The sequence below is a fragment of the Pseudomonas sp. URMO17WK12:I12 genome (assembly GCF_000514395.1).
GTDB lineage: Bacteria > Pseudomonadota > Gammaproteobacteria > Pseudomonadales > Pseudomonadaceae > Aquipseudomonas > Aquipseudomonas mucoides.
Window position 1 is genome coordinate 492,112 of the sequence record NZ_AZVV01000003.1, and the last position, 24,749, is coordinate 516,860.

Genomic DNA, 24,749 nt, shown 5'->3' on the forward strand with positions numbered 1-24,749 from the left:
CCTCTCGGGGGGTTCGGAGAACCCCGGAAGCATTCATTGTCATGGATTGGCCACACTCAGTCGCTGCATTGAGACTCAGCTAGGCTGGTGTCGATGCCTTCGATACTAATCGACTGAAATAATCCTGCGCTGTTGTGAACCATTTCCCGTACCAGCCTTCATAGTTTTCGGCTATTGGATACTTGTGATCGTAATCAAAAATATCGTCAAACCAATGAGCACCTGCGGCGTAGGTTTTCTTCAAGAAAAGCGCTGGATGTGTTTGCCCTGATAAGATGTCAGCATGCTCATTAGGGCCAATTACCCTGCCAAAAATTCGACCCCTGTAGTCATCAGCCAGTTGCTTGAGCATGTTGTACACCTCCGGGATTTGGTGCTGGTCTCCCCACCAAGCAGCAAAGTTAAGGTCGAATGCTATGCTGTAGATCTTCCAGTTTTTCGAGTGCAAATGCGCAAGCACGACCAACTGTTGGGTCTCGTCGTTGATCAGCATATGCACGGAGGTTGGGTTTGCGTCCTTCAACCACTTCATTTTTTCCCAGTGGTAGGTAGAAATTGTCTCTACCGGGTACATATTCCTCTCCCCGTAACTCAGCCATTCCACGCTGATACCCGTTGCGTAGCAGACACTGGCAATCTCTGCCTGGCTCATATCGATCGTCTCGGACTCCAAGTACGACAGTCGCTTCTCACTGTCGTAATCGATTAAGTCAATGAATCGACTGGGAGACATCGAAAGGCTATCCCTCACAGCGCCGACCCGTTTCCCACAATCGTAGAAGCGTTTTTTTATTGGATTTATATGCGTATTGGACGAAGGCTGCTCTTCTGACGCCAGTTTTTTCCTCAATGCAGAGATCTCCACAGCACAAAGGGCATCTGAGATCTCAGGGCTTTCGTTGGCAAGATGAGCCAACAGATCCAGGGCATATATCGTGGATGACCAACCGTGCCCCGCACACGCCGCCCGATAGGTCTCCTCATCCGTGCTTCCTGGCACTGATAGACAGATCACAACCTCATCGATCTTATCGCGAACCGCACAATCTTCTCGTCTGAGTTTCTCAATGTCAGCTAAAATTTTTGTCTGGAGCCCGGACATTTGGCCAGAACATATAACTGCGATGTAGCGATCGTTAGCTTTCTTATAAGCCAGCAAATCAGCCGAGCCTTGGGTCACCCTACCCAAGTAATTAAGCGTGTCGGTTAAGTGCTCGTAGTCGTTGGACACGGTTGGCAACAGTCTACGTATAAACTTTTCGAGCTCTGCGCCGTGCAGCAGCCCGATTTTTGATTTCAGTAGTTCAATCAAGTCTAGTGTTTCCTATCTGATAACAAATACGGCCATAGGCTGATAGTTGCGGTGGCCGGTTGATTCTTCCTCATAACCAATCCGATCACAAGATCCATTCCAACATCTCCAATGGGAAAATGACATATTAATCACGGTGACCCAGCAGTGGCCTCCCATCATTTAATGCGCTTTTCGCGTGGCTGTAGCAACCAATCCCTTCACCATATTGAGGGCTTTAGTTACAGGGTCGAGGCCTGTCAAGTAGCGAGTTGCGAGACGATCCTCTAGCCTAAGGCCATTGATGACGCCTCTTGACGCTTAGTTTGCATATCAATATCGCTCGCATTGCACACTACCAAATCCATAGGGCGCCAATGGCTATTAGCAACCCAGACACGACGATGACAGCGATAGATCCGCGTTTGCCGCCTTCTAATGTATGGCCTACGCCGAAGTCCATAATAATGTGCCGAATCCCGGCGACCAGATGGTAGATAAATGTGGAATAGACTATCCAAGTGATGATTTTGCCGAACGGTGAAAACAATATACCTTTGATCTCATTAAATCCTTCCTCGGAGTCAAGCGACTTTCCAAATGTGTACAGCATTAGAATCAAAAAAAGAAAGAGCAGAAATCCTGAAACTCTATGCAAAAAAGATGTAAGCGCAGACAGCGGGAGTTTAATGGTTCGCAGGTCAAGATTAACCGGCCGTTTCTTGTTCATGTCTCACTCCAATTAACGATACTAGTTTCTTTAAATCACCACCTGATAGTCACAGGTATACCCGAGATGCTGCGAATCCTTCGCTTAACCAAAATGATGTGTGTGTTCTTGCAACGTATGCGGCACTCCAACGCTGAACAACCCATCCTCTTTGATCCACAATTCAGTAGATTCATAAGCCCTTTGCACCAGCTGACCTGTCTGGTTGAAGTCGATGACGGACGTGTCCAGAGGACACAATGGCGGAACTACGTGTATGGCCGCCCGAAGGCTATATAACTCAATATCTCGCACTAATTGGCGCATGCTCATGAGATTCAATGTATGCAGCGCTAGAGCCACCAACCCTTTGGGGGGACTGGCGCTCGCGCAACCGAACCCTGTTGGCACTACGATCACTCGTGTGGCACCCAATACCACCGCACTGGCGATCGGTGTATTACTAGCGACGCCACCGTCGACTAAAAATTTCCCACCGATCTGCACGGCGGGGAAAACCAGGGGAATCGCTGCGCTGGCGAGCAAAGCCTGCTCTGCATTGCCACTCGACAATAACTCTTCGACGCCACTGAGTAGATTTGTTGTGACGATATGGAGGGGCAATTCCGTTTCTTCGATCAATTCGATGGGTAGAGATCGACGCACCAAGTGCTGTAAAGCAGACGTGCGAAGCAGGTGACCTCGCCCACGCAGTATTCCCATTACGGTGTCTACCAGCGAAAACGGAAATACATCAGTCTTGCGTAAATTGCGCCAGAAGTCTGCTAGCTCTGACACACCCTGCGCATTAGGTCTTGCAGCAAAATACGCACCATTTATAGCGCCGACAGAAGCACCAACCACCAAATCGAATGTCACTCCCCCCTCGACCAGTGCTTGTAACATTCCAACCTGGACTGCGCCGAGGCTTCCGCCCCCCGCAAGAACGAGTGCAGTTTTTTCAGTAGGCAAGGTAGACCTCCAGGAAGACCTAATACGTAATGAAACCAAAACACAGCCAGTCTATGAATTTTAGATTATTTCTCTGATTATAAAATCTCTCTTAAAGCTATGACCAGCAAACTTTAAGAAATTATTGGATCACTCGAAAACAAATAAGCAAGAAATTGAAAGACAAAACAATCGCAATATACTACTCAATCCTTGTTAACGCTTACCATCAGAAAACAGTTCAACTCCAAGCTGATGGAAGAATGTACTTTATGCACGTACCGCACAAAATTTGCTGAACGTATCTCGTACGACCAACCCAGCTTAACTGATCACCACTGAAATAAAAACCTCGCTCTACCGTCAAAATCTAACTCGATCGAATTCATCTATCATGATTGTGTCGTAACACGCCTCGCAAATAGAGTAATCAATTATTAACTGGTGCCACAAATAATAGATTTAATTCCACGGATTGCGGAAAATTTATTGCCCGCACTTACGAGCGACCTACGTCAAGCCAATATGCATTAGGAACTAGTGAAACTGTAACGTTCGCGTGCTACGTCGCCATGGCGAAGCAGCATTGGATTTGCTTTGTGTACACGGATAGCATCTGCAGCTGCAAAGCACATAACAACGCTGATAGAGCATGCAATTCATCTGTCAGACGTAATAGAGTGAGCCGAGAAACACATAAGGAGGTGAATGCTGACCTATGACCTCGATCCTATACCCCCAAAGTATTAGAACCCGAGTTCACCTTACTGCCCTATGCGGCGGCCGGAGGCAATTTGATTTAACCCCAACTAACAGAGATTTGAACGCTTACCGTTTTGCAGATGCAAAATACAGCTACGATGATTGTTCCGGCCAACGTCGGACAACATTATTGAGAATTGCATTTTTTCACGACACAAACCATCCAACATCAATACTCGCTGTTTTTAGTTGCCAAATTGGCAATTATTTTTTACTTGCAAAATAAACTTCATCCGTGAGAAATTATAAGCATGCACCAAAACAGGCGAAGGAAAATATTATGTCCTATTGCATCAATGTAAGTCATCTCGAAAGAGAAACCGTAGTTTCCGTCGAAATAACCGGTTTAAGTGAGGAGTTCAGATCGGTCAAAATTTCCCAATTTCAATGTATCGGCTGGCTCCTAGGTATATTTGACCATGCCGAACGCTTGGCTGCGAGGACTGATGGGCTGATAAACCCGGAGTACGATCAAGAAGCGCTAGAGCGGGTGGCTCGTTTATCGCCTGATGAGGCCACCCGTCTACTCGAATTAAAAACCCTCACAGACCGATTTCAATACGTGTGGGAAATCATAGGAGAGCATGAGCGCAAAACGGCGAAAATCATGGACTTTCGTTACTATGACAATTTCTGGCTTGGCTTTGAAGCCTACAGCCTAATTTGGAATCCCTCTCCTCCCCCGAACCCAGACCAAAAACCTCCTTTGCAGTAGACTCCACCCAGCCTACTTTCCATTTAAAAATGAGAACTGTGCATAGACAGAACGCGGATGCGATGCTCCGCTGATGTCAGAAATAGATGATCGGTAGCCCTAGGCATGAAAAGTCGCTGCCGATCTGAGTCCTTCTTTCATCCATCTGAAAGATTTTCTAGCAGGTTGTTACGCCCAACTGAATCGAATCTGCGAATTGCAGGCGAGAGCTCAAATTAGCTTCGATGAGGCGCACACAAGCGGCGACGTTCAGTTCATCTTCAAATGCCAATATGTGATAGAAGCTCCGGCACTTGTATCGAGCCGCAACGAATGAGACGACATACCTAAAACTAACACCTGATTAACCACCCTACATATTCCATCGAAAGTCTGGAACATAGATCGACTTCGCTGCGACTTCACTACCAACGTGTAGCATACGCGTCGATTCGTGAGGCAGAAGACCTAAATCACCACGGCGCAACCTCGGGCGTTTTCGACTCGATAACGAAACTCGACTACAGCCTGTCCATTGAGCACGATATAGTATGAACTTTCATGTGTCGCCGACTTAGTCTTTGCCAAACGCCATGGGGATTCATGCGAGCAAAGACTTCTAATCGCCAAATGACGATAACCACTTGAGGAACCGACTCAATCAATCAACCTGGGACACAATTTCTTCTGATATTCACTATATTGCCCGGTGTGCATTCAACGAATTTCTTGAGATGCACCCGGGTTCAAACGTTACGATCTTGAATTCAGATCGACCCAGCTGCAGCTACCAAAGGGAAGTCCTTGTCTGGATCGAACACGTTGTTGAGAAAGTTCGTCAGCGAGTACATAGCTACTAGCGCGACAATCTCCGTGATGTTCGCGTCCGTGTACCCGACGTTGCGAATGATTTGCAGGTCGGCATCATTAACTTGGCCGCGCGTCACGATAACCTTTTGAGCAAACTGGATCGCAGCATCGCGCTTCGGATCGTTCGCATGCCCTTTTCGGGCCAAGATGATGTCATCCGCCGACAATTTTGCCATATGCTCGGCGGTGAAACTATGCACCGTCAGGCAGTAATTGCAGCCGTTCACTTCGGAAACGGCCAAACCGATGCTGTCACGCGTCTTCACGTCCAACGCCTTGCTTAGAGATCCGAGTAGCGTAGCCCAAGCGTTAAAGGCAATCGGACTCTGCGCGAAGACCGTCAACATGTTGGGCGTGAACCCGATGTTCTTAGTAAACTCATCAAGCGTCGGTTTTGAATCCACCGGAACATTTTCCGGTTTAGCTATTGTAATTCTGGACATCAATAACTCCGTCATCGTTAGTGTGTTCCGTAATGGGTTATATCCATACTGTTACGTGATACGCTCATTACTGAATTAATGATTTGGTAGGTGAAGTCAGGGACTTCTGTGACCGAACGAATCGTCTATCGAAACAGACCCAGTACGCTCTATGGTTCAGCGAAAGCTCAGAACGTCGTGCACGGGAAGACGTGGCTTAGACGGCCAATTTCCTTCGCGCATAGGCCCGACCGCGAGAAGCATCACAGGAATTTCGTTGTTGGCGAGGCCATATTCTTTTCTTGCCGCGGCGGGATCAAAACCAATCATAGGCGTTGAACCCCAGCCCATCGACCGGGCAGCGTAAATGATTGCAGCTGCGCCGAAGGTAGCACTACGCATCGCTTCGTCTCTCTGTTGTTGCGGGTTGTCGTCGTAAATACCGCGTGCACCTTTTTCCGCCTCGGGAAGTTGGTCCGCCGGCATGTAACCAGCTTTCACCATCGGACCAAAGACTGCGGGGACGGTGCTTGCATCTGCGAGCTGGCCAATGATGATGAATGTCACGGCCGCTTCGTAACTAATCGCTTGATTCCAAGCGATGGGACGCAACCGTTCCTTTCCTTCAGGCGAACGCACGGCAACAAAACGCCAGTTCTGAAAATTGAATGAGGTCGGCGCCGAAGTTCCGATTTCCACAAGAGCGGTGATCTGCTCATCAGTCAAAACAGCCTCGGGGTCATAGTATTTTGTCGCGCTGCGACTCAACATGGTTTCGATAACTGCATTGGTCATAACCAGGCCTCCGGTAGTATTACGGGTCCGAGTGGTTTCAATAGTTGCGGTAGTCATAACGGTCCTTTCATTTAGGTGTTGAAGATGTTTACATTACGACCAAGAAGTAGTTGTTTCGAGACGAGTTAGGCTCAATCAAAGACTCGATATGCTCATTTTTCTTCGAATCTGAGATACGTTGGTTCGCCGTACTACATGATGCATTTGCATACATGCGATTCATGTCTTGGTCGTTACAGAGATCAAATTAATTGTCGTAAATGGGTAAAGTCGTGCGAGAAACCAATTGCGGGGATAGCCGTGCTGTGAACAGCAATATATGAAATTGATTTTCCTAAGAGTTAGATAAGATCAAGCACATCGGTTACCAACATACGCGGCTTCTGCGGCCAGTTCCCAACTCGCTCAGGGCCGACAGTCAATAGCATTACGGGCACTTCGTTTTTGCCAAGGCCAAACTCTTGATGTACCGCTTCGGCGTCAAAACCAATCATCGGCGTGGAGCCCAGGCCAAAGGAGTGAGCGGCATAGATCATCGCTGCAGCGCCAAAGGTTGCGCTCCGCATGGCTTCGTCACGTTGACGCTGGGGTTGATCGTCATAAAGACTACGTGCTCGGCGTTCGCTCTCCGGCACCATACATGCTGGCATGATCCCGGCTTCAACGACAGAAGCCAGGCGCAGCGGGAGTGTGCTCGCATCGGCCAACTTTCCAATAACGATGAAGGTAACAGCCGCTTCCCTGATCGCCGGCTGGTTCCAAGCGATCGGACTTAGACGAGCCTTAGCTTCAGGCGTACGTAGGGCGATAAAACGCCAATTTTGCAAATTGAAGGATGTCGGCGCAGTGGTGCCAATACGCACTAGCTCGCGAATTTGATCGTCGCTCAGAACGGCGGTGGGATCGTAGAATTTGCTAGAGCGGCGGCTCACGATACATTCGATGATTGCATTAATCTCGGTAGTCACGTTAGTCATGGTTGTTTCTACGAATAAAGGGAGAGATTGAGATACTCGAGTGCTTTCGCTCAAAGCGGGACCGCCGTCACTCACCGCATGTTTAAGCAAACAAAAAACTCGGATGAGCGTTATCCGCACTGCTTGGCGATTTACTCGACGGACGGGAAGTCGACGTCGGTCCCGTTTATTCGATTGAAGGTATTCGTGAAGATGCCGAGTGCCATGGTCAACGATATTTCCGCCAATTGAATGTCGGTGTAGCCGACCTCCCGGATGGCGTTAAACTCGTCGTCGCTAATCGTGCCGCTCGTGGCGTGAAGGTGGGATATAAAGCGCACCAACGCGTCGCGCTTAGCGTCCCCCGTTGGCATCCCTGCGCGAATGGCACGCAGAACGTCGACGGGTAAGCCCACCAGTTTGCCGACGAAGCTATGCGCGGCTACGCAAACGTCGCAACCGGTCTTTTCACTAATCAGCAGTTTGATCGTCTCGTGCTCCTGCCTGCTCAGGTTGCCAGAGTTCAACGTGGCTTGGGCGTCGAGCACCGCAGCCAAGGATGCCGGTATAAGATGACCCAATGCAGCATACGTATTAGGGACGCGACCACCTGAAAGCTTCTTCACCCGCGCATAGATATCAGCGGTAGCGTCGGTGGCGGACTCTATTGAGGGGATAACGATACGGCTCATGATACGGTTCTCTCGTTAGGCGATAAGAGCCACAACATTAGGCTCAGTCGGTATCGAATTCGAGACTAGGTCCGCTCAACAAAATGCTTAAAAGTATCAAGATAACGAGACGACCGATCAGCCCTAGTGAGACGCGGCGGAGGTTTTGCCGAGCCAAGTTCGATATTCGAATGTTCTATCCAAGATATAAGTCAAGAACGAAAACACGTTATTCACCCTCGCGCGCCAAGCGGCGCCATTGCCCCGGCCCCATCCCTACCTTGTCGGTAAAAACACGCCGGAATGCGGCTACTGATTGATATCCGACTGCATCGGCCACGAACTCGGTGGATAGTCCCGGCTTCCTCAGTTCGTTGGCAGCCATGCTCATGCGGATATCCGTCAAGAGTTCGATAGCAGAGCGACCAAGCTTGTCTCGAAAGTGCCGAACAAAGGTTGCGCGAGACATGTTGCACAAATCGGCTAGATCAGGAAGATTCCAGGGGCGCGCCGGATTGGCGAACATGGCAGAAATCGCTGGTGCCACTCGTGAATGGGCGGCCAGCGCCAACAAGCCTGCAGGCGCCTGTTCAGATTCACTTGCCGCACGCAGTGCAAGTGTGAACAGCGCCAGGGTCAGTCCGTTGAGAATAGCGTGCCCTCCTGGTCTTTCGTCAGCGGACTCTATGCGCATCATGCGCACTAGGTTGGCCAGGTGGTGCGATGCAGAATCGATGCCCGGCTCACCACGGCCGTTCGTGGCACGCACCATTAGAGTCTTGGGTAAATAATTACGAATCAGCCGGTCGTGTGGTGGTCCGATGAAAAATCGCCCACACAACATGTCCAGTTGCTCGCCTCTGCCATCGTTATCTCTAAGCATCCATCCTGCGGAAACTTGGCGCCTATAGGTTCGACCCGGCATATGCCCGGTGCCATCGTGCAAGACATGCGCTGACCCGTGAGGCAACAAGACAATATCCCCAGCCACTAATTCTCTCGCCGTCCCCGTTTCCGGATCTTCTATAACCGCACTACCCTGTAACACGACGTGGTAGGGAATTTCGTATAACGCGGATTGAGCAAAAGCTATGCGCCATGGTGTGCCATAAACGCAGCGGACTTCCACACAGCCCGTGACGGGCATCATTTGCAGAAGGTGGCTTAACCAGTCGATTTGAGGCATACGAGAAGTCCATCCCCTGATCTATTACTTTCATGGAAAATCGTATTTGTCGTCTGTCACTTTGATGAAATGGATCATGTTTTTTGGCTTAGAAGAAGAAAGGATGAGCAGCGAGCTCAAGGCCAAGAATTGCGATAAAGATGAGAAACCAGCGTCGAAAGGTTGCCGGGCTTATGCGTTTGCGAACCACTGTTCCAACCCACATTCCCAACAACGCCGGAATGATCGCAAGCGCGGACAACGTAATATTTTCAAGATGAAGAACTCCACCACGAACCAAACCCGCTGCGAGCGCAATTGTTGAGACGGTGAACGACAGCCCCAATGCCTGGATAAGGTCGTCCTTGGAAAGGCCGATCGCCTGGAGATAAGGAACAGCCGGGAGCGTAAAAACCCCAGTCCCTCCATTGATTATCCCGGTTGTCAGCCCGATGACTGGCGACAGAGAACGTTCAAGGCGTGCAGGAACCGATAGCGGCTTCGCCCAAAGGCCGTATATCGAATAAATGATAAGGGCGAAACCCAGTCCAAGACTTGCATATTTCGTGTTTGCGCTCGTCAGCAGCCACGACCCCGTAAGCGTGCCAATCACGATACCGAGCATCATCAGCCAAAGCCTTTTAATCAAAGCCAAGAAATTCGGCCCTGTGAATAGCTGCCAAAAATTGGTGACGAACGATGGAATGACCAGCAGCGAAGCTGCGCTGATCGGTGGCATGATGGCACTGAGGACTCCCATTGCAACGGTTGGGAGCCCCATTCCGACCGCGCCCTTGACGATTCCTGCAACGAAGAACGTCAACATGACGATTAGGGTGCACGACGAAAAATAATCATTCATTTGACATTTCTATTGAGTAGCGCAGCATATCCTTGGCTTCGCATAAACCGATGGTATGCCGCACGCGTTACGCAGCAAGACGACAACAATTCATAGCTATTAAAAAAGTGGTTCGAGAATTTCCCGTTTTTTAACCAAAACAGGCAAAACTTAGCCACTTAAGTCACCTTACGCTCACGGATTGAACATCACAATTGGGCGTTTCCGATGGCATGATTCGGAGAATCCGAAGGAATACAATGCGCTTTGATTTGACGGATATGCGGCTTTTCTTGACCGTAGTAGAGCAAGGCAGCCTTACTAAGGGTGCTGAAATCATGCACCTGGCTCTTGCATCGGCGAGCGAACGCATCTCGGGAATGGAGTCTTCGTTGGGCGCGCAGCTCTTGAATCGAAGTAGGCGTGGGGTGACTACGACTGCGGCTGGCGACGCTCTGGTTCGCCACGCGCGCTTGGTCCTGGACCAAGTGGAGCAGATGCGCGGAGAACTTCGCAGCTATGGCGCTGGACTGAAGGGGCGCATTAGGCTCTTATCCAACACTGCCGGATTAGCCGCTTTCCTTCCACCACGACTCGGCAGTTTCTTGGTCGCTTATCCTGACCTTTCCATTGATCTCCATGAACGACCGAGCATTGAGATTGCCCGGGCTATCTTGGAGGGGCGTGCAGATTTAGGAGTCGTATCCTACAACACGAATCTGACAGCATTGCAGACTCGATTGATTACGCAAGATCAGCTTGTCGTTGCAGTAAATAAAACGCATTGTGTCAGCGGTCGACAATCAATCTCGTTTGCGGAAGTAGTAGATGAACCATTTGTCGGTTTGTTCGACGCTGCGCTGGAGGCGTATATCGGAGAACGAGCAAGCCGCCTGGGCCGTCAGATTCATTATCGCATTCAACTTAGAGGTATCGAGCACGTCGCAATGATGGTGGAGTCTGGAGTTGGAATCGCCGTCTTATCTGAGGCTTCAATCAAGGATTTGGAGCACTTCGCGCTGGCGATGGTGCCGCTGCAAGACTACTGGGCCCTTAGAGAGCTTCACCTTTGCGCACGCGATTTTTCAGCGCTCACACCGCACGCCGGCTTACTTGCGCGACAACTCATGGAGCCGATGGAAGTATCTTCAAAAAACGTTAATGCCTGCAAATCGGGCGCTAAATAATCAAGCGAATCGCCAAAATCGCCAGTCTGATCGTCGGATAGATCGCCACCAGCTTCGTCTTCTGCAGCATTAGGCATGACGACAATACGCGATCTTTCGGCACGCAAGTGGCGATCGAAGATGGTCCCGCACTGTCAGCAGGGTTTGTCCACCTTTTCAACGTGAGCTATCGCATAGAGATAGACCTGTTTCACGATATCCCGAATGTGAACCGCAGTGGCGGTCGCCCCACGCTCCTTGATCTTGATGCAAAAGGTCCACAGGTCTTCCGCCTGAATGCCAGTAAGTAAGCAAGTACGGTAAGCCGGCAGGAGGTCTCGGCCAATGAATGTGGTAACGAGCGGAATGCGGCCGTCGGCCCACCTTTGCGTTGGCCAGCTGTGTCTCCAATGCCGCGCCGAAGGTCTTGATGGTGACCACCCGGCGTTTCTCGCATTGATTTTCAAGCGCCAGTGAGATGCCACTGAGAACGATTTTTAGCATGTTCAAAAGTAATTCGCGCGCCATCGCCAACGAAATATCCTCAGGCCCATTGTGACCGAGAGTTAAGGTTTCGCGGCGTCTATGGAGACGGTTAGGCGCGCAGTTCTTCAGGGTTTGAATGATAGAGATTCGGTTGCGAAGTCATGTCGCCGGTTTCGCAAGAGAGGGCACACGGCTGCGACAGATTGATAGGCCAATTGCGCTGGCAAGCGGGCCATGTCAGACGAATTAGAGCACCGTGATGGCTCCTCCGGAACCGACGCGTTGCCACGGTAAACCGAGCACCAAGGCCTGAAGTTGCTCTGCATCCAACTCGACTTCAGAGCCGTGCCGCGCCTGGCCAACAGAAGCGCCCCTTGATTCAAGTGCCGGGCTGCAAGCCAAATCCTCATGCAGTTATGCACCAGAACTGCAATGCGATTGACGGGCTCGGCGGCGAGCCAGATGAAATCAACATGGATCATCGCGGCAGGTCTCGTTGGAAAGCGAAGCATGACGATGTATTTTCCGTCAGCCAACTCGCCACGACTACGCCTTTTGAATGAAGCACTTCGGTTCGGATCGTAGCGGGACTTGATGCGTCGCTATCGACGGTGCGGCCTTGACCGGAATAAAGGTAGTTTGCGGTGCCAGGTTTTTCTGCGCATGCACCTAAATCCATTTGTGGAAGAGGTTGGCATTGAGGTTGTGGGTCAAGGCGACATTCGCAATCGAGGTGTCAGGCTGCGCACATTTGGCAATGACTTGGGCCATGAAAGATTTGGAATAAGAGTGACGTTCTTGTTGCATGGGCTCTGCATAAAAGGCTAAAAATGGCGCCCACTTAAATTTAGTTGACCACTATCGCCTGAAGCGATGACAAGGAAGGTGTGTTGCCCGGACGGTTACTTTTACAAATCAAACGTTACGGTATTTTGTTGATAACTGGCGATATACCTCCAAAGGCGTCTTTTCGCTCTCATCAAGGTACCTATCGGCGGGAACGGAAACACATTGGACTTGCACAAGCCTCGTCAGAAGGCCGCAAGTTCGCCCCCCCTGCGCATTCGGTCTCGCGGCAAAACATGCACCGTTGATGACACCGGCCGAAGCACCAACCACTAAATCGAATGCAACACTCGCTTAGACGAGTTCTTGCAAACTGAACCCCACCGAGGCTTCCGCCACCCGCAATGACGAGTGCAGTTTTCCAGAGGGCAAGGCAAACCTCTGATAAGAATTCACACCAAGTGAAGCGCAACAGTAGCCCGTCCACGGACCTTAGCTCGTATCACGGATTTCAGTTCGACCTTAGGCGGTAGGATCGGAAGACATTGAGCTAATCGCTTGGGCATTCATCAGCCGGTTGCACCCAACTGCGTCAACAAACTCTGCATTGCGGGCGTGAGGTCAAACCAGCTCCGATAGGTTATACAAAGGTGGCGGCGGGCCCATTCATCTTCAATCTCCAATATGTGATAGGAGTACCGGCGTTTGTATCGCGCCGCGACGCTTTGCGGCAATATGCCTAAGCCTACCCCCTGATTGACCATCGTACATAGCCCATCGAAAGTCTTCATCTGGATGCGAACCGTTAATTCACGGCCAAAGACGCGCGCTTGATCCTGAAGATGATCCTGCAATGCATTACCTGGCGCGAGTCCGACGAAAACCTCATTGAGAACATCAGCGAACTGCACTGTCTTGTGTAACGCCAAGCGGTGAGCTTCGGGAACAATTAGCACCAAATGATCTTTGGCAACCGCGTGCAGCTGAAGCCCCGGCGCGTCGACTGAGTCGGAAACAATTCCCGCGTCGATCAGCCCAGCGGAGACTCCTTGAATGATTTCCGCACTGGTTCGCTCACGTAGCTCTACAAAGATTTGTGGTCGCTCTGAAAGCCAGGCAGCAAGTCTATGCGGAAGAAAGTGAGTCAAGGCTGCTGTGTTGGCGTACAGCGTAAGCGTACCTGCAGCACCGGAGGCAAAGCCTTTTAACTCCCCCTTCAACATCGCTTGCTGTTGCAAGATCAACCGCGCGTGGTGAGCAACAGCCTCCCCCGCTGGAGTTACTACAACTCCTCGTGAGCGCCTTTCTAAAAGAGTCACGCCGGCATCGGTCTCCATGCTACGTAACCGTTCACTCGCGGATGCCAATGCAAGGTTCGCTCGCTGTGATCCTTTGGTGATACTTCCAGCATCAACAACACAAAGAAATAGACGAAGATCTACCAGATCAAATCGCATTTTTCGCTTCCGTCGTCCTTCGACTATTCCGAAGGCTACTGCCAATAAACCTGATTGTCCGTTGAGGCGAAATCACTTGGAATTGAGGCCTGTCAGCCACAGCGGTTTTCGGAGCACGTCATGAAAATTGAAGACATCGAGCCAGGGACACTGCTTACCGCATGGTACGTTTTTCTCGTGGTCTTAGCGATCATCACCTTGGCCGTAAGCGCTGATGGCGCAATTCCATAAAGGGTGATTTTAGTGAGGCACGAATCATGGTTGAACCGAGACTCTCTCAGATCGAAGCCCAAACACCAGTTGAAAACGTAGGTGACATGGGGCTTGGAAAAAATAACAGGAAAACTGCAGCCGAAACACTCACGAACCAAAGCGCTCAACGTCGGCTTCTGAAGTCTAGAGACGAGGCATGGAGCCATTTCCCTATGAGGCTGCTTTTGACGAGCCTTTTTTAAAGGCTGTAGGCGCTCGTCAATACGCTCTCGATGATCGTTTGAGTGTCGATCTGTATTTCCAGCTTCGCATTGTCGAGCTTGAAAAATGCTTGGCCTACCGCAGACCACCCAAACGCATGCTGCCAACACAACATCGCTCGAAAACAGTGGGCCCGCGTCGCGAGGTGTCTTTGCGGACGCATCCTAATGCGTCGAATAATCCTGTGCCCTCCAGTAGAAGCAAATGCATCGCTTTCCTTCGATTCAACAACCATCAGGACCGACCGACATCAATCGGCCACGACTGTCGGCGATGCCAAGAACATTGTGCCCGACAATATGAATACGCCAGGCCATATGCCCCGTTACGCAGCTGGGCTTGGTCATAAGCGCTTAAGGCTTCCTCGTTTTGTTGAAATCTATACGCAGAGCAGCGGGCGAAAGCTGATCAAGAAATTTTCATCACTCCTGCGCCCCCATAAAATCCCGGATCCAAGTCAAATATGATTCCGGCATCGTGTAACGGTAAGCTAGATCGGTCGCGCAAATGTTTGATGTGTCTCGAGTGAGCGGGCGTTGTTTACGAAGGCTGTCATAGGTCGCTTTAATGGAGGCGAAATAAGCACCATGACCTGCAACAATAACTCGTACTCCTAGCTTGGCTAGCCGCTCGCTATCATTAAGTCTTGGGTTTGCGTAAGAGACCAATATCAGCGGAATCCTGATGTGTTCCGCGATCTGTTCGAGGTGTGAAAAATCTTGTATTCCAACAATACAAATGCCATCCGCCCCAGCCCGTTGATAAGCAGTTGCTCGATAAATGACCTCGTGCATCGGTAAATCTGATGCGTTGGTTCGTGCAATAATTGAAAGCTCGGGATCACGGCGTGCTTCTAATGCAGCCCGTACTTTGCCTACACCTTCTTCGGTACTGATGAGACCTGTTGATTTATTCCCGAATTGAGCTGGAACAAGGGTATCTTCGATCGTGAGTGCCGCTACTCCTGCACGCTCTAATTCCTGGACAGTTCGCATGACGTTGAGTGCGTTTCCATAACCATGGTCGGCGTCAGCAATGACTGGTAATTGCGCTACCCGGCCTATCCTGGTCGCCTGCTCAACAAACTCAGGAAGGGTAATGAGCGCGAAGTCAGGTGCAGCCAAAACCTGCAGAGCAACAACTGACCCACTCAGGAAACCTACTTCAAATCCGAGATCGGCGGCCATGCGCGCTGACATCGGATCAAAAACTGAAGCGGTTTGGAAACAACTACTGGATGTCAGCAGCTCACGAAACGAGCGACGTAATGTTTGGTGTGAAACTCTAGGCATCATCGCTCCTCACTATGGCTGTCATCGCGGAGATAAACAGCGCCAATTCAAATTGCGACGAAGCTATCACACGCAAAAATTCTGGTTATGACGTTTCAGAATGACCCAATGCGCAAAGCTCATTACCCATCGTTGAAGATGATTTTCGACTTGGGGACTGAAGTCAATCGGCAGATTTTCCGTGAAGATCAAGGGAAGCCTCTTCGAGTGACTTCCACAAGCTGTGCATCGTAGGGTTCTTATTCGTGACGGAGCAATATGAGCGTATCTCCAGTCGCGTGCTCCATTCATCTCCACCCGCCCTCACTAACTGCCCTCGCCGAAGCTCGTCAATGACAGCACTTTGTGGCAACCAAGCCACGCCATACCCTTCGATCGCCATACGTACCAAAAGCATTGCCATGTCTGCCTCATAGCAGCGTTCGAGCACGTTCACTTTTGCTCCATTCTTGATCATGATTTCGGCAACTCGACCTAAAAAAGTCGTGGCCGTATACGCGAGAAAGGGAACGGGGCGGGCTGAGGTGCCAGGCAAGCGATACAACGGCTGTCCTTTCTTGTCAGGCGCACATAACGGAAAAAAAGCGTCACTTCCCAATGTAAGGCTGCGAAATTTTTCAGGATCTAGAAGAATGGGGGCTAGTGGGTGGTGGTAGACAATCATCAGATCGCAACTCCCCTCCTCTAGAGCGATGATGGCATCCGGAATATTTGCAGCAACAACCCGCGCACTGAATTGCTCGTTGTTCTGATGAAACTGGGTTAACCACTTCGGTAGAAACGTCATTGACAGGCTATGGCCAGCAGCGATCTGCAAAGATCGACCGGGCATTCGCTCGACCTCGCGCAAGGCTGATCGCAGTTTCAACAAGCCTGTTAATGTCTCGCGGCCTTCCTCACAAAAACTCCGCCCTGCTGCGGTGAGCTGGACAGGGAAGGTTCCACGGTCCACCAATTCAACGCCCACCCAATCTTCAAGTGAACGTATACGACGCGAGAGTGCCGACTGCGTGATGCAACGAACTTCCGCAGCTCGAGAAAAGGTCTTCCACTCTGATAATGCCAGAAGATCTTCTAACCATTTGATTTGCATGACGGTATCCCGCTTTCTGAATCTTCAGTTTACTGCGCTCTAGCCGGGAGATGCAGTAATTTCGAGGACTATTCCAAAACAGCATAGCTCTATCAAGATTATTCATCATGTTCTATCAAACCCGGTCTTAAAATCAAAAACGCTTAGAGCATCGCCAATAATCTTCAAGCAATGGCATTACCCCCGACCGGGTAAAAGACAGAACAATGAATTGAGGAAAGCTTCATGAATAAACATATACATGGGCGCCGTTTCCTAACCGGCTCCACCAGAAAACTGCTCGTCAATCGAACGGGCCTGCTTACAAAAGATACTCCCAATTATCACGCTATTGAGTGCAACCCCGACCAATCCGAGCAAATCAAATGAATGATTACGTTTCGCTGCATGTTCTGATTGTTGTATCGACATTCTTTATTGCCGGTATCGTCAAGGGCGTAACAGGGATGGGCTTGCCCACCGTCGCAATGGGCATCCTCGGAGCAATCACCTCACCGGTCAGCGCAGCCTCGCTACTCATTATTCCATCTTTTGTCACCAATTTTTGGCAGCTTTTCACGGGCTCTAATTTCCTTTTACTAATAAAAAGGCTTTGGATGATGATGCTCTGCATCGTGGTTGGCACACTCGCCGGGGCATGGTTCCTGACAAGCGCTAATACGAAATACGCGAGTGTTGGATTGGGTTCGGCATTAGTTCTCTATGCGATTCATGGTTTGTGGGCGAAGCCATTGTCAGTCTCCGCGCGTTTTGAGCGTGTACTGTCGCCAGTAGTAGGACTGGTAACCGGAGCAATCACCGGGGTGACGGGTGTTTTCACGCTACCCGCTGTCCCCTATCTTCAAGCCCTTGGCCTTTCCAAAGATGATCTTATTCAGGCATTGGGACTGTCCTTCACGGTCTCAACAATTGCGCTTGCAGCAGGCTTGGCTCGCGGCGGAGCCTTCCATCTTGAAAATATTACTTTGTCCGTGCTCGCGATCATTCCCTCGTTGTTGGGCATGTGGCTCGGAACAACGGTCCGCGAGCGTATAAGCGCCGCAACCTTCCGGCGCTGGTTTCTTATCTTCCTCGCAATTCTTGGACTTGAACTCGCAGGTCATCAATTTTTCTTCTGAGGCAGATGACAATCAAGATGACAATAACAATCGCTGACACCGGCCTTTAACAAACCGCCCAGCCTATAAGAGCGACATAGCAGGATTGATCTCGCGGACGCATTGGCGATACTCAATGTCCCTGTCTTGGATCCTAGTTTAGGCATCAGACAGGTACTGTCCCAACTGATTAAGTCCTGCTTCACACCATCGAGGTGGCCTGTCTAGAAAATAAGGCCATCCAATCCTTTAATTTGAGCGCCGAAATAGACATTGTCGTTTGATTTGGGTGGAAGAAAAAAGCTCACGCTAGACGGCGTAACAGCAAATGGCTAGCATGCGACTGCGGCCTTCATAACAACCGACTCAGACCAAGGACGAAGCGATGAAATTAGAGATCCGCGCTGTAAAAGGGCAAGGCGACGCCCCCAATGAATACCTTATGCTGCTCGCTCTTGATGATTGCGACCTGGGCAAATACGCCGTGGTTGACAACACCTACGATGCTTCAGGGAATGCCAGCAACAAAGTTCGGCATACTTTTTTCTTTCCGTCCAAACTGGTTAAGAAAGGTGAGTGGATTGCTTTGTTCACCAAATCGGGAAAATATAGTCTAGGTACAACGACTACTGAAAAACCTCTCCATCGTTTCTATTGGGGCCTGAATAATGCGGTATGGAATGATTCAGGGGACACAGTTCATCTTTTGGAAATAAGCGGCGTTAAAAAACTCAAAGTCCCCCCGAAAGCCTAAACTGCTTACTCCGCGGTTCTACTAAAAACCTTAGGCTGGTACTGCAGACATTAAGAGTCGCTGGCCTCAAGGTGTGGAAAGAGAATCCTGGCTGTCCATTTTCTCGCCTAAATATTGAGCTCACCGAACTCAAACCCGTCCCAATCTTTGTGAGTTCATCGGGTGTGAGAGATCAGGTTAAAACTCTTTCTCCTGCCGCAGCAGTACACCTCTGTTACAGCAATCGACATAGGGTCTCTCCTCTCAGACCATACCCCTGCCTCCCCACTCCGACGACGGCTCCATGCCAAACAGCTCGATAGCTTGGTGTCATCAAAGGGGGAGTGGTAAGCCTTTTAATGTTACCGAACCGGCGTTTCGTCAGCTCGCAGAATGAAACGAGGGTACAGCTCTCAGTGAGCACTCCAATTGTTCGTGCCCCCCCTAAAAATGTCCATCCTGGAATACATGAAGCTCAGTACGGTAGGTGCGCGTATGAGCATATCTGCGCTGAACTACACGACGTAGTCAGTGGGAAACGGATGATAGGCAGCAAGCAAACCCCCTCTATAAACAGCAATTTTCTGAAAGAACCCCCCAAGGATCGATATTAAGGTGCGCGCTCGAAATGTGAAAATTTCGTGAAATTTTGGCTTTTTTCCACCTGATTGTCTCGGCTGATGGTCGGAAACCCGGGGTACTAATGAATTCCGATATTAAAACGTTACAGACCTCATGTATCGAAGCATGTTTGAAGTTGGCTCTAACCGGCATAGCCTTAAGTATGATTTGGTTAGACATCGTTGTATTCAAAACGAATATGTTGGAAATGTCCTTTGTAGAAATTTCTCAAGAGACAATGCTATTTTTGTGTGCAGTACTGTTTTTTGCAGGCACAAGCACCTCAGATAAAAAGGGATTCAGCATTTTGGTTGGTGGCTTTTTCGCATGCCTGTTAATGCGGGAACTGGATGGCTTACTAGACCCGATAAGTCATAGCGCCTGGTGTTGGCCATTCACAGCCATAGCAACAGTCTCCGTTGCTCTTGCCTTCAACAAGAAAAATCGCCAGGGAACACTGATTGCCTTAGCGTCCTTCGCTCGTACTCGAGTATTTGGGACCATGACTACAGGGCTGAGCATTTTGGTATTTTCTCGTATACTTGGTATGGGTGATTTTTGGCACTTAGTCCTGAGCGAAGGTTACATGCGACTCGCCAAGACTACTGTTGAAGAAGGAATCGAGCTACTCACCTATTCGATGTGGCTGGCTGCTAGTATTGAGCACTTCACACATACTCAAATTACGAAGAAGCGCTCAGTCACTCGAGAACCAGAGTTGAGTTCATTTTACGGGTACGCCAATAGCCCTTCATGAGCACCCACCTATCGATTATTCTCTTTAATCCGCTTGTGATTTTTTTCATAAGCGCTGTTCATGCATCTCGTCCACAGAAAAGCATATTTCTGTAAGAACATTACTAAAATCGATGCTAGCGTCTTCGCAAATACCTTGCACTGCATTCACCAGCAGCCGTTTGTTAATCAACCCTGTTCAACTCTGGCGCCTAATTCAATCGTCACCGAAAAATCTCGGTTCAGAAGGAACTTTCCATGAATAAATATACCCTCATTGGTCAATTGTTAGTGCTGGTGGCCGCCCCTAGTTTTGCTCACGCCTATGAAGCTGGTGACATCATCGTTCGTGCTGGCGCAATCACCGTTGAGCCGAACGAGGATAGTTCCGGCGTGAAAAGCTCGCTAGGCAATTTGGGTGGCAAAGCAACGGTCGACAGCGACACTCGGCTAGGCCTCAATTTTGCTTACATGATGACAGACCATTTGGGGATCGAATTATTGGCAGCCACATTTAGCCATGATGTAGGTGTACATGGCCTGTCAGGTAATTTGGCAGGACTCAACGGCGACCTCGGTGATATCAAACAGCTGCCACCCACTCTGAGCTTGATCTACTACCCGCTGGATAAAAATTACGCGTTCCAACCGTACGCAGGTATAGGTCTTAATTACACAGCCTTTTATGACACTCACACTTCAAGCAGTGCTGAAGCCAAAGGGTACAGCAACCTTGACCTGGATAACTCTTGGGGAATGGCCGCACAAATCGGTGTCGACTACATGCTTGACGAGCATTGGATGGTCAACGGCCAGGTGCGTTATATCGACATTGATACTAATGCCCACGTCGATTTGGCCGGCGCCGGAGACTTGAAGCTTAATGTGGACATCGATCCATGGGTGTACATGATCGGCCTGGGGTATAAATTTTAAACCAACCTCTGCGCCAATCCACGTAAGGATCGAACTTTAAGGACAATTCCTTACCGCACTACCACGCAGGTCGCTACGCATTAGGCAATTTAAGAGACCTTGGTAAGACGATTCAGATAGCTGACACGGTCAAGCTAGCCTATATGGAAGCTGTGATTGAATTGCATAGTCGATATTGTCGCATGGGGAGCTTCCATGTGTATTGGCGACGTGCCAAAAAGTAACAGACATTCATAAACCTCCACTCTTTAATCATTTTTACTAGTTTACTGAGTTTTTATAAGCTTGACCCCACAGATGTCACCCTGCAAAAAAGCATATTTTTGAAAGCAATCAGCTAACGGTAATGTTAGCGTCCTTGTGTGACCACCTTAGCTCGAACTTCACAAGTAACTGTTATCTGTAACGACAGTCTCATCCCACCAATAAATCGGTTACCTGAGGGTCTTTCAATGACAGTAATACCCAGACTCATTCTGTCAGCAGTGGCTATCTGCGTCAGCTGCATTGCTTTCGCGGACAACGAGAAAAAATTCCTTTACACATTAACGAATAACATCAAAGAAAATGAAAATGCAGTCGCGCAATACAAACGGCTGAATGATGGCACAATTCAATTCATAAGATTCTACAAAACGAATGGTACAGGAATTAATAATAACACCCACGGAAAACTTGGACCACAGGATAACGATTCGCAAATCATCGTCACGAATGATAAAAAACGACTTTATGCAGTGAACACGCATAGCAACAATATATCAGGATTTAATATTAAAAAAGATGGCACGCTGACCGAAATCCCGGGCTCACCATTCCCATCAAAAGGTATCGCACCAGTCAGTATTAATATTTCAGGCAACATCCTGGTGGCCGCTAACCGGAACGAGGACTATCATCAAAAAGCGAGCTTAGCTGACCCTGAGGGAGCCAGTTATACTTCATTTGAAATTCAGCAAAATGGATCCTTGATGTATGCGGATAACTTGAAGGTGCCTGGCTTTCAAAAGCCTGCACAGATTCATGCATCCAAGACAGTGAAAAATTTGTTTTTTGCCGATGAATTTCAGGTTGACGTTGATTTTGACGGAGATGGTAGTCGGTCTTTTTTAGCAGGCCCTAAAAACAGCGTTCAAGGTCAAGTTAGAACCATGAGGGTCGACGAAAGGGGAAAAATTACACTTACTGATGTAGTCACACTACCAGAAACTATTGAGAATTATCTATACATTGGATCGCCAGGCGTTCCCTCAATGCCATTAGGCCTTTGGAGTCACCCATCGCAAAATATACTATATGCGGGGTTCGTAACGAGAAATCAGCTAGGTGTATTCTCATACGACCACTTTGGACGTCTCAAATTTGTAAATGCAGTAAACAATAGCGGTCAAGATATCTGCTGGGTGCTGGTCAACAAACAAGCAACGCGACTTTACACAGTGAACAACCTGCCACGCTTAAATACACAACAGACTACTAGCACAATATCTGTTTATGACATTGCAGGCGAAAACGCCTTGTCACCTATGGAAATTCAAGTCGTTGACGTTCCTATCCCGGGTGAGGCGTTCATCAACAACCGAAGCTTGGTACAGCCAGGGAGCACTTCATTCGAGATAGCGCTTTCACCCGATGAGGATTTCCTTTATGTCATCAATCAAAGAATTAATCAGACCGAAGAAAACACTGGTAAAACTGGAAACGCCATACACAGCTTTTCCGTCCAAAAGAATGGTTTGATTAAGGCAGCAGCCTCAGTCGATCTTTCAAAAGACGGATTTCCTTCACATTCCAGGGCTCAAGGAGTCGTTGCGGTTGACCTTTGAATCTCAAAATTTTTGAGATAAGCGCTGACTCTCGTATGAACTACGAATTTCAGCGCAATCAAAAGCTTTGACCAATAGTTACTAACTCGTCAAACCAACAATTAGGAATTAAGTGCCTGATGAATATTTTATTTAAACTCATTTTTGACTTAACGATCACCCTCACTAGCACCGACCACTAATTTTGTATTTTAGAAACATGCTTTTTTTTGTGTATAATTTTCAATATTTCTGTTTCACCCACTTGCATTAACACCCTGTCACGTTATATACAATAAAGGCGAAACGGAAACCGCTAATTTTGCAAAAAACTGTTCACCTGGTTTCGTAACCCATACTCATTACCGGAGTAAATCATGAAAAATAAATTCGCTCTGATCATATCAATTGCCATTTCCATATTTTCCATCCAGTCTCAAGCTGCTGACAATTTGTGCGACGTCAATCTACAAAGCATTGATGACGTTATACATACGGCTGGTCAGAATCTCGGAGGAAGTGCGATAAACAATCTTGAACAAGTAAAGAAAGAAGCAATGGAAGCAAAAAAGGCCGGGAATATTGACAAGTGTATTGCTTTGACACAGCGCGCAATCACTAGTATAGGAAATTCCACAATGGGTGGAGGTCGTAACTAAACGCAGCTTCCTGATTTGGCGTGCGAGTAAAGGTAGACTAATGGAAAGAATGTATTCTAAAACTGGAAATTACGTTCGCCTCAATTCCACGCCAAATACCCAATGCTTCTACCCCGCATAGAGCAATATGCACCTACTGAAATTTCACGCTGAAAATACCATGCCTCGGGTCGAGCCTCCCCTTGGCAAATACGGCATTTGTGCCTTTTGCATTCTTTATCAGACTTGCGCGAACACAAATTCGACATTGGTAATTCTGAGGAAACCAGGATGATCTCCTGATAAAACCTTCAGCGATTAAAAATCTCCTTTGAATCCAAGGTTCCAAGAAGCGCGCAGCGCTGCTTTTTTCAATGCCCGGACATGCTCAGGATCCAGCTCACGAGAAATATTCTGCACGGTCGCCACGAGCGCCACAGTGCCAATAAATTCCTCATTGATGCCTAATATCGGTGCAGCGATAGCGGATATCCCTAATGTTTCTTCCTCGATGGCAGATGCCCAACCTTGGGACCTGGCTTCGCTGACTTGGCGCGCCAGCTCGACATGGTCGGTCACAGTATTGACGGTGATAGCAGGTAACTCGCCTGGCAGCTGATCCATGCTCAACTGCTTGGCGAAGGCCAAAGCGACCTTACCCTGAGCATTGCAATGCAGCTGCAGTTCAGTGCCGGTACGCACGCCAATTTCAAGAGTGGATTTCCCCAACAACGTTTCCACCACCATCAATCGGCGCGCTTGGAGCACCGACAGAACCACTGTCAATCCCAACTCATCTCGCAGATCTCGAATGGCGTCAACGGAAGCACTCAGCAGGTCGATGCCGCCGGCTGCTACCTGCCCGAGCACATAGGCCTGGATGCCGAGCCGATACTTTGAAGTCTGCGGGTTTTGGCTCAAGTAACCACGCTCGACCAGGGTTTTCAGGTGCCTGAACACTGAGCCTTTGGTAATGCTCAGTTGTACGGCCAGATCACTGACCCCCACCTCCTCCCCTGCACTTGCCACCCGCTCGAGTACATCGAGGGCCAGTTGCACCGACCTGACCCCACCTTTCCCTGCCTCGTCGCTCATATTTGATCCCCATTAATGCAATACATCGAAGCTCGATCGAGCAAGCAAGCTTGCGCTGCAAATAAGCACGTTGTTCGCGTAAGCGAAACGATACATCTGTGTGTCACTCATCAACAAGCCTTAGTCTCGCATTTTTGCCTCGCGCAGCTTCTCATCTCGAATTTTTATTTGCCGCAGCTTAAGCAGCTGATTTTTCTATAAAAGCATT

Annotated in this window: 24 protein-coding genes; 9 read left to right on the plus strand and 15 right to left on the minus strand. The window is 49.1% G+C overall.

Annotation, left to right across the window (positions count from 1 at the left end):
• Positions 1-79 precede the first annotated feature (79 nt).
• From D882_RS0102475 to D882_RS0102485, 3 genes are all read right to left on the minus strand, one after another.
• A complete protein-coding gene (locus D882_RS0102475) occupies positions 80-1,312 on the minus strand; it encodes a hypothetical protein (protein ID WP_027921761.1) in 1,233 nt (410 codons plus the stop codon).
• Positions 1,313-1,646: 334 nt separating this feature from the next.
• Positions 1,647-2,021, minus strand: coding sequence for a succinate dehydrogenase, cytochrome b556 subunit (gene sdhC / locus D882_RS0102480; protein WP_027921762.1), 375 nt, complete (start codon positions 2,019-2,021; stop codon positions 1,647-1,649).
• Positions 2,022-2,105: 84 nt separating this feature from the next.
• Positions 2,106-2,972 carry a patatin-like phospholipase family protein gene (locus D882_RS0102485; protein WP_027921763.1) on the minus strand — a complete coding sequence of 289 codons (867 nt, stop codon included), beginning with the start codon at positions 2,970-2,972 and terminating at the stop codon, positions 2,106-2,108.
• Positions 2,973-3,993: 1,021 nt separating this feature from the next.
• Here D882_RS0102485 and D882_RS0102490 point away from each other — a divergent pair.
• Positions 3,994-4,428, plus strand: a complete 435-nt coding sequence (locus D882_RS0102490; RefSeq protein ID WP_027921764.1) for a hypothetical protein — start codon at positions 3,994-3,996, stop codon at positions 4,426-4,428.
• A gap of 746 nt (positions 4,429-5,174) precedes the next feature.
• On the opposite strand, the gene D882_RS0102495 is transcribed toward D882_RS0102490, so the two are convergent.
• From D882_RS0102495 to D882_RS0102520, 6 genes are all read right to left on the minus strand, one after another.
• Positions 5,175-5,720 (minus strand): carboxymuconolactone decarboxylase family protein, encoded by a 546-nt coding sequence (locus D882_RS0102495; RefSeq protein WP_027921765.1) that lies wholly within the window; start codon positions 5,718-5,720, stop codon positions 5,175-5,177.
• Positions 5,721-5,876: 156 nt separating this feature from the next.
• A complete protein-coding gene (locus D882_RS0102500) occupies positions 5,877-6,494 on the minus strand; it encodes a nitroreductase family protein (protein WP_050590136.1) in 618 nt (205 codons plus the stop codon).
• A 341-nt stretch (positions 6,495-6,835) separates the two neighbouring features.
• Entirely contained in the window at positions 6,836-7,471 is a 636-nt protein-coding gene (locus tag D882_RS0102505) for a nitroreductase family protein (protein WP_027921767.1), read from the minus strand.
• Positions 7,472-7,602: 131 nt separating this feature from the next.
• A complete protein-coding gene (locus tag D882_RS0102510) occupies positions 7,603-8,142 on the minus strand; it encodes a carboxymuconolactone decarboxylase family protein (protein ID WP_027921768.1) in 540 nt (179 codons plus the stop codon).
• A gap of 208 nt (positions 8,143-8,350) precedes the next feature.
• Positions 8,351-9,307 carry an AraC family transcriptional regulator gene (locus D882_RS0102515; protein WP_027921769.1) on the minus strand — a complete coding sequence of 319 codons (957 nt, stop codon included), beginning with the start codon at positions 9,305-9,307 and terminating at the stop codon, positions 8,351-8,353.
• An 88-nt stretch (positions 9,308-9,395) separates the two neighbouring features.
• Entirely contained in the window at positions 9,396-10,148 is a 753-nt protein-coding gene (locus tag D882_RS0102520; protein ID WP_027921770.1) for a sulfite exporter TauE/SafE family protein, read from the minus strand.
• 239 nt (positions 10,149-10,387) lie between these two features.
• On the opposite strand from D882_RS0102520, the gene D882_RS01000000130775 reads away from it, so the two are divergent.
• Positions 10,388-11,314 carry a LysR substrate-binding domain-containing protein gene (locus tag D882_RS01000000130775; RefSeq protein ID WP_050590137.1) on the plus strand — a complete coding sequence of 309 codons (927 nt, stop codon included), beginning with the start codon at positions 10,388-10,390 and terminating at the stop codon, positions 11,312-11,314.
• A 134-nt stretch (positions 11,315-11,448) separates the two neighbouring features.
• On the opposite strand, the gene D882_RS1000000133390 is transcribed toward D882_RS01000000130775, so the two are convergent.
• Positions 11,449-11,778, minus strand: a complete 330-nt coding sequence (locus D882_RS1000000133390; protein WP_371258927.1) for a hypothetical protein — start codon at positions 11,776-11,778, stop codon at positions 11,449-11,451.
• A 375-nt stretch (positions 11,779-12,153) separates the two neighbouring features.
• On the opposite strand from D882_RS1000000133390, the gene D882_RS1000000132590 reads away from it, so the two are divergent.
• A complete protein-coding gene (locus D882_RS1000000132590) occupies positions 12,154-12,342 on the plus strand; it encodes a hypothetical protein (RefSeq protein WP_155953696.1) in 189 nt (62 codons plus the stop codon).
• 106 nt (positions 12,343-12,448) lie between these two features.
• Here the strand turns inward: D882_RS1000000132590 and D882_RS1000000133395 are convergent, their stop codons facing one another.
• The 4 genes from D882_RS1000000133395 to D882_RS0102555 form a co-directional block, all read right to left on the minus strand.
• The gene (locus D882_RS1000000133395; protein ID WP_155953697.1) at positions 12,449-12,586 is read right to left on the minus strand and encodes a transposase; all 138 of its coding nucleotides are present in this window, start codon (positions 12,584-12,586) and stop codon (positions 12,449-12,451) included.
• 548 nt (positions 12,587-13,134) lie between these two features.
• Positions 13,135-14,022 (minus strand): LysR family transcriptional regulator, encoded by an 888-nt coding sequence (locus tag D882_RS0102535; protein WP_027921771.1) that lies wholly within the window; start codon positions 14,020-14,022, stop codon positions 13,135-13,137.
• Positions 14,023-14,918: 896 nt separating this feature from the next.
• Positions 14,919-15,788: an oxaloacetate decarboxylase gene (locus D882_RS0102550; protein WP_027921773.1), complete on the minus strand. Its 870-nt coding sequence runs from the start codon at positions 15,786-15,788 to the stop codon at positions 14,919-14,921.
• A 163-nt stretch (positions 15,789-15,951) separates the two neighbouring features.
• The gene (locus D882_RS0102555) at positions 15,952-16,881 is read right to left on the minus strand and encodes a LysR substrate-binding domain-containing protein (protein ID WP_027921774.1); all 930 of its coding nucleotides are present in this window, start codon (positions 16,879-16,881) and stop codon (positions 15,952-15,954) included.
• A 365-nt stretch (positions 16,882-17,246) separates the two neighbouring features.
• On the opposite strand from D882_RS0102555, the gene D882_RS0102560 reads away from it, so the two are divergent.
• From D882_RS0102560 to D882_RS0102585, 6 genes are all read left to right on the plus strand, one after another.
• The gene (locus D882_RS0102560; RefSeq protein ID WP_027921775.1) at positions 17,247-17,999 is read left to right on the plus strand and encodes a sulfite exporter TauE/SafE family protein; all 753 of its coding nucleotides are present in this window, start codon (positions 17,247-17,249) and stop codon (positions 17,997-17,999) included.
• A gap of 364 nt (positions 18,000-18,363) precedes the next feature.
• Positions 18,364-18,732 carry a hypothetical protein gene (locus D882_RS0102565; protein ID WP_027921776.1) on the plus strand — a complete coding sequence of 123 codons (369 nt, stop codon included), beginning with the start codon at positions 18,364-18,366 and terminating at the stop codon, positions 18,730-18,732.
• A 682-nt stretch (positions 18,733-19,414) separates the two neighbouring features.
• On the plus strand, positions 19,415-20,089 hold the full coding sequence (locus D882_RS01000000130785) for a hypothetical protein (RefSeq protein WP_050590138.1): 675 nt from the start codon (positions 19,415-19,417) through the stop codon (positions 20,087-20,089).
• 236 nt (positions 20,090-20,325) lie between these two features.
• On the plus strand, positions 20,326-21,003 hold the full coding sequence (locus tag D882_RS0102575) for an OmpW family protein (RefSeq protein ID WP_027921777.1): 678 nt from the start codon (positions 20,326-20,328) through the stop codon (positions 21,001-21,003).
• Positions 21,004-21,455: 452 nt separating this feature from the next.
• Positions 21,456-22,829 (plus strand): beta-propeller fold lactonase family protein, encoded by a 1,374-nt coding sequence (locus D882_RS0102580; protein WP_027921778.1) that lies wholly within the window; start codon positions 21,456-21,458, stop codon positions 22,827-22,829.
• Positions 22,830-23,185: 356 nt separating this feature from the next.
• Positions 23,186-23,467 carry a hypothetical protein gene (locus D882_RS0102585; RefSeq protein WP_027921779.1) on the plus strand — a complete coding sequence of 94 codons (282 nt, stop codon included), beginning with the start codon at positions 23,186-23,188 and terminating at the stop codon, positions 23,465-23,467.
• A 297-nt stretch (positions 23,468-23,764) separates the two neighbouring features.
• Here D882_RS0102585 and D882_RS0102590 read toward each other — a convergent pair whose 3' ends face one another.
• Positions 23,765-24,541, minus strand: a complete 777-nt coding sequence (locus tag D882_RS0102590; protein WP_027921780.1) for an IclR family transcriptional regulator — start codon at positions 24,539-24,541, stop codon at positions 23,765-23,767.
• Positions 24,542-24,749 lie beyond the last annotated feature (208 nt).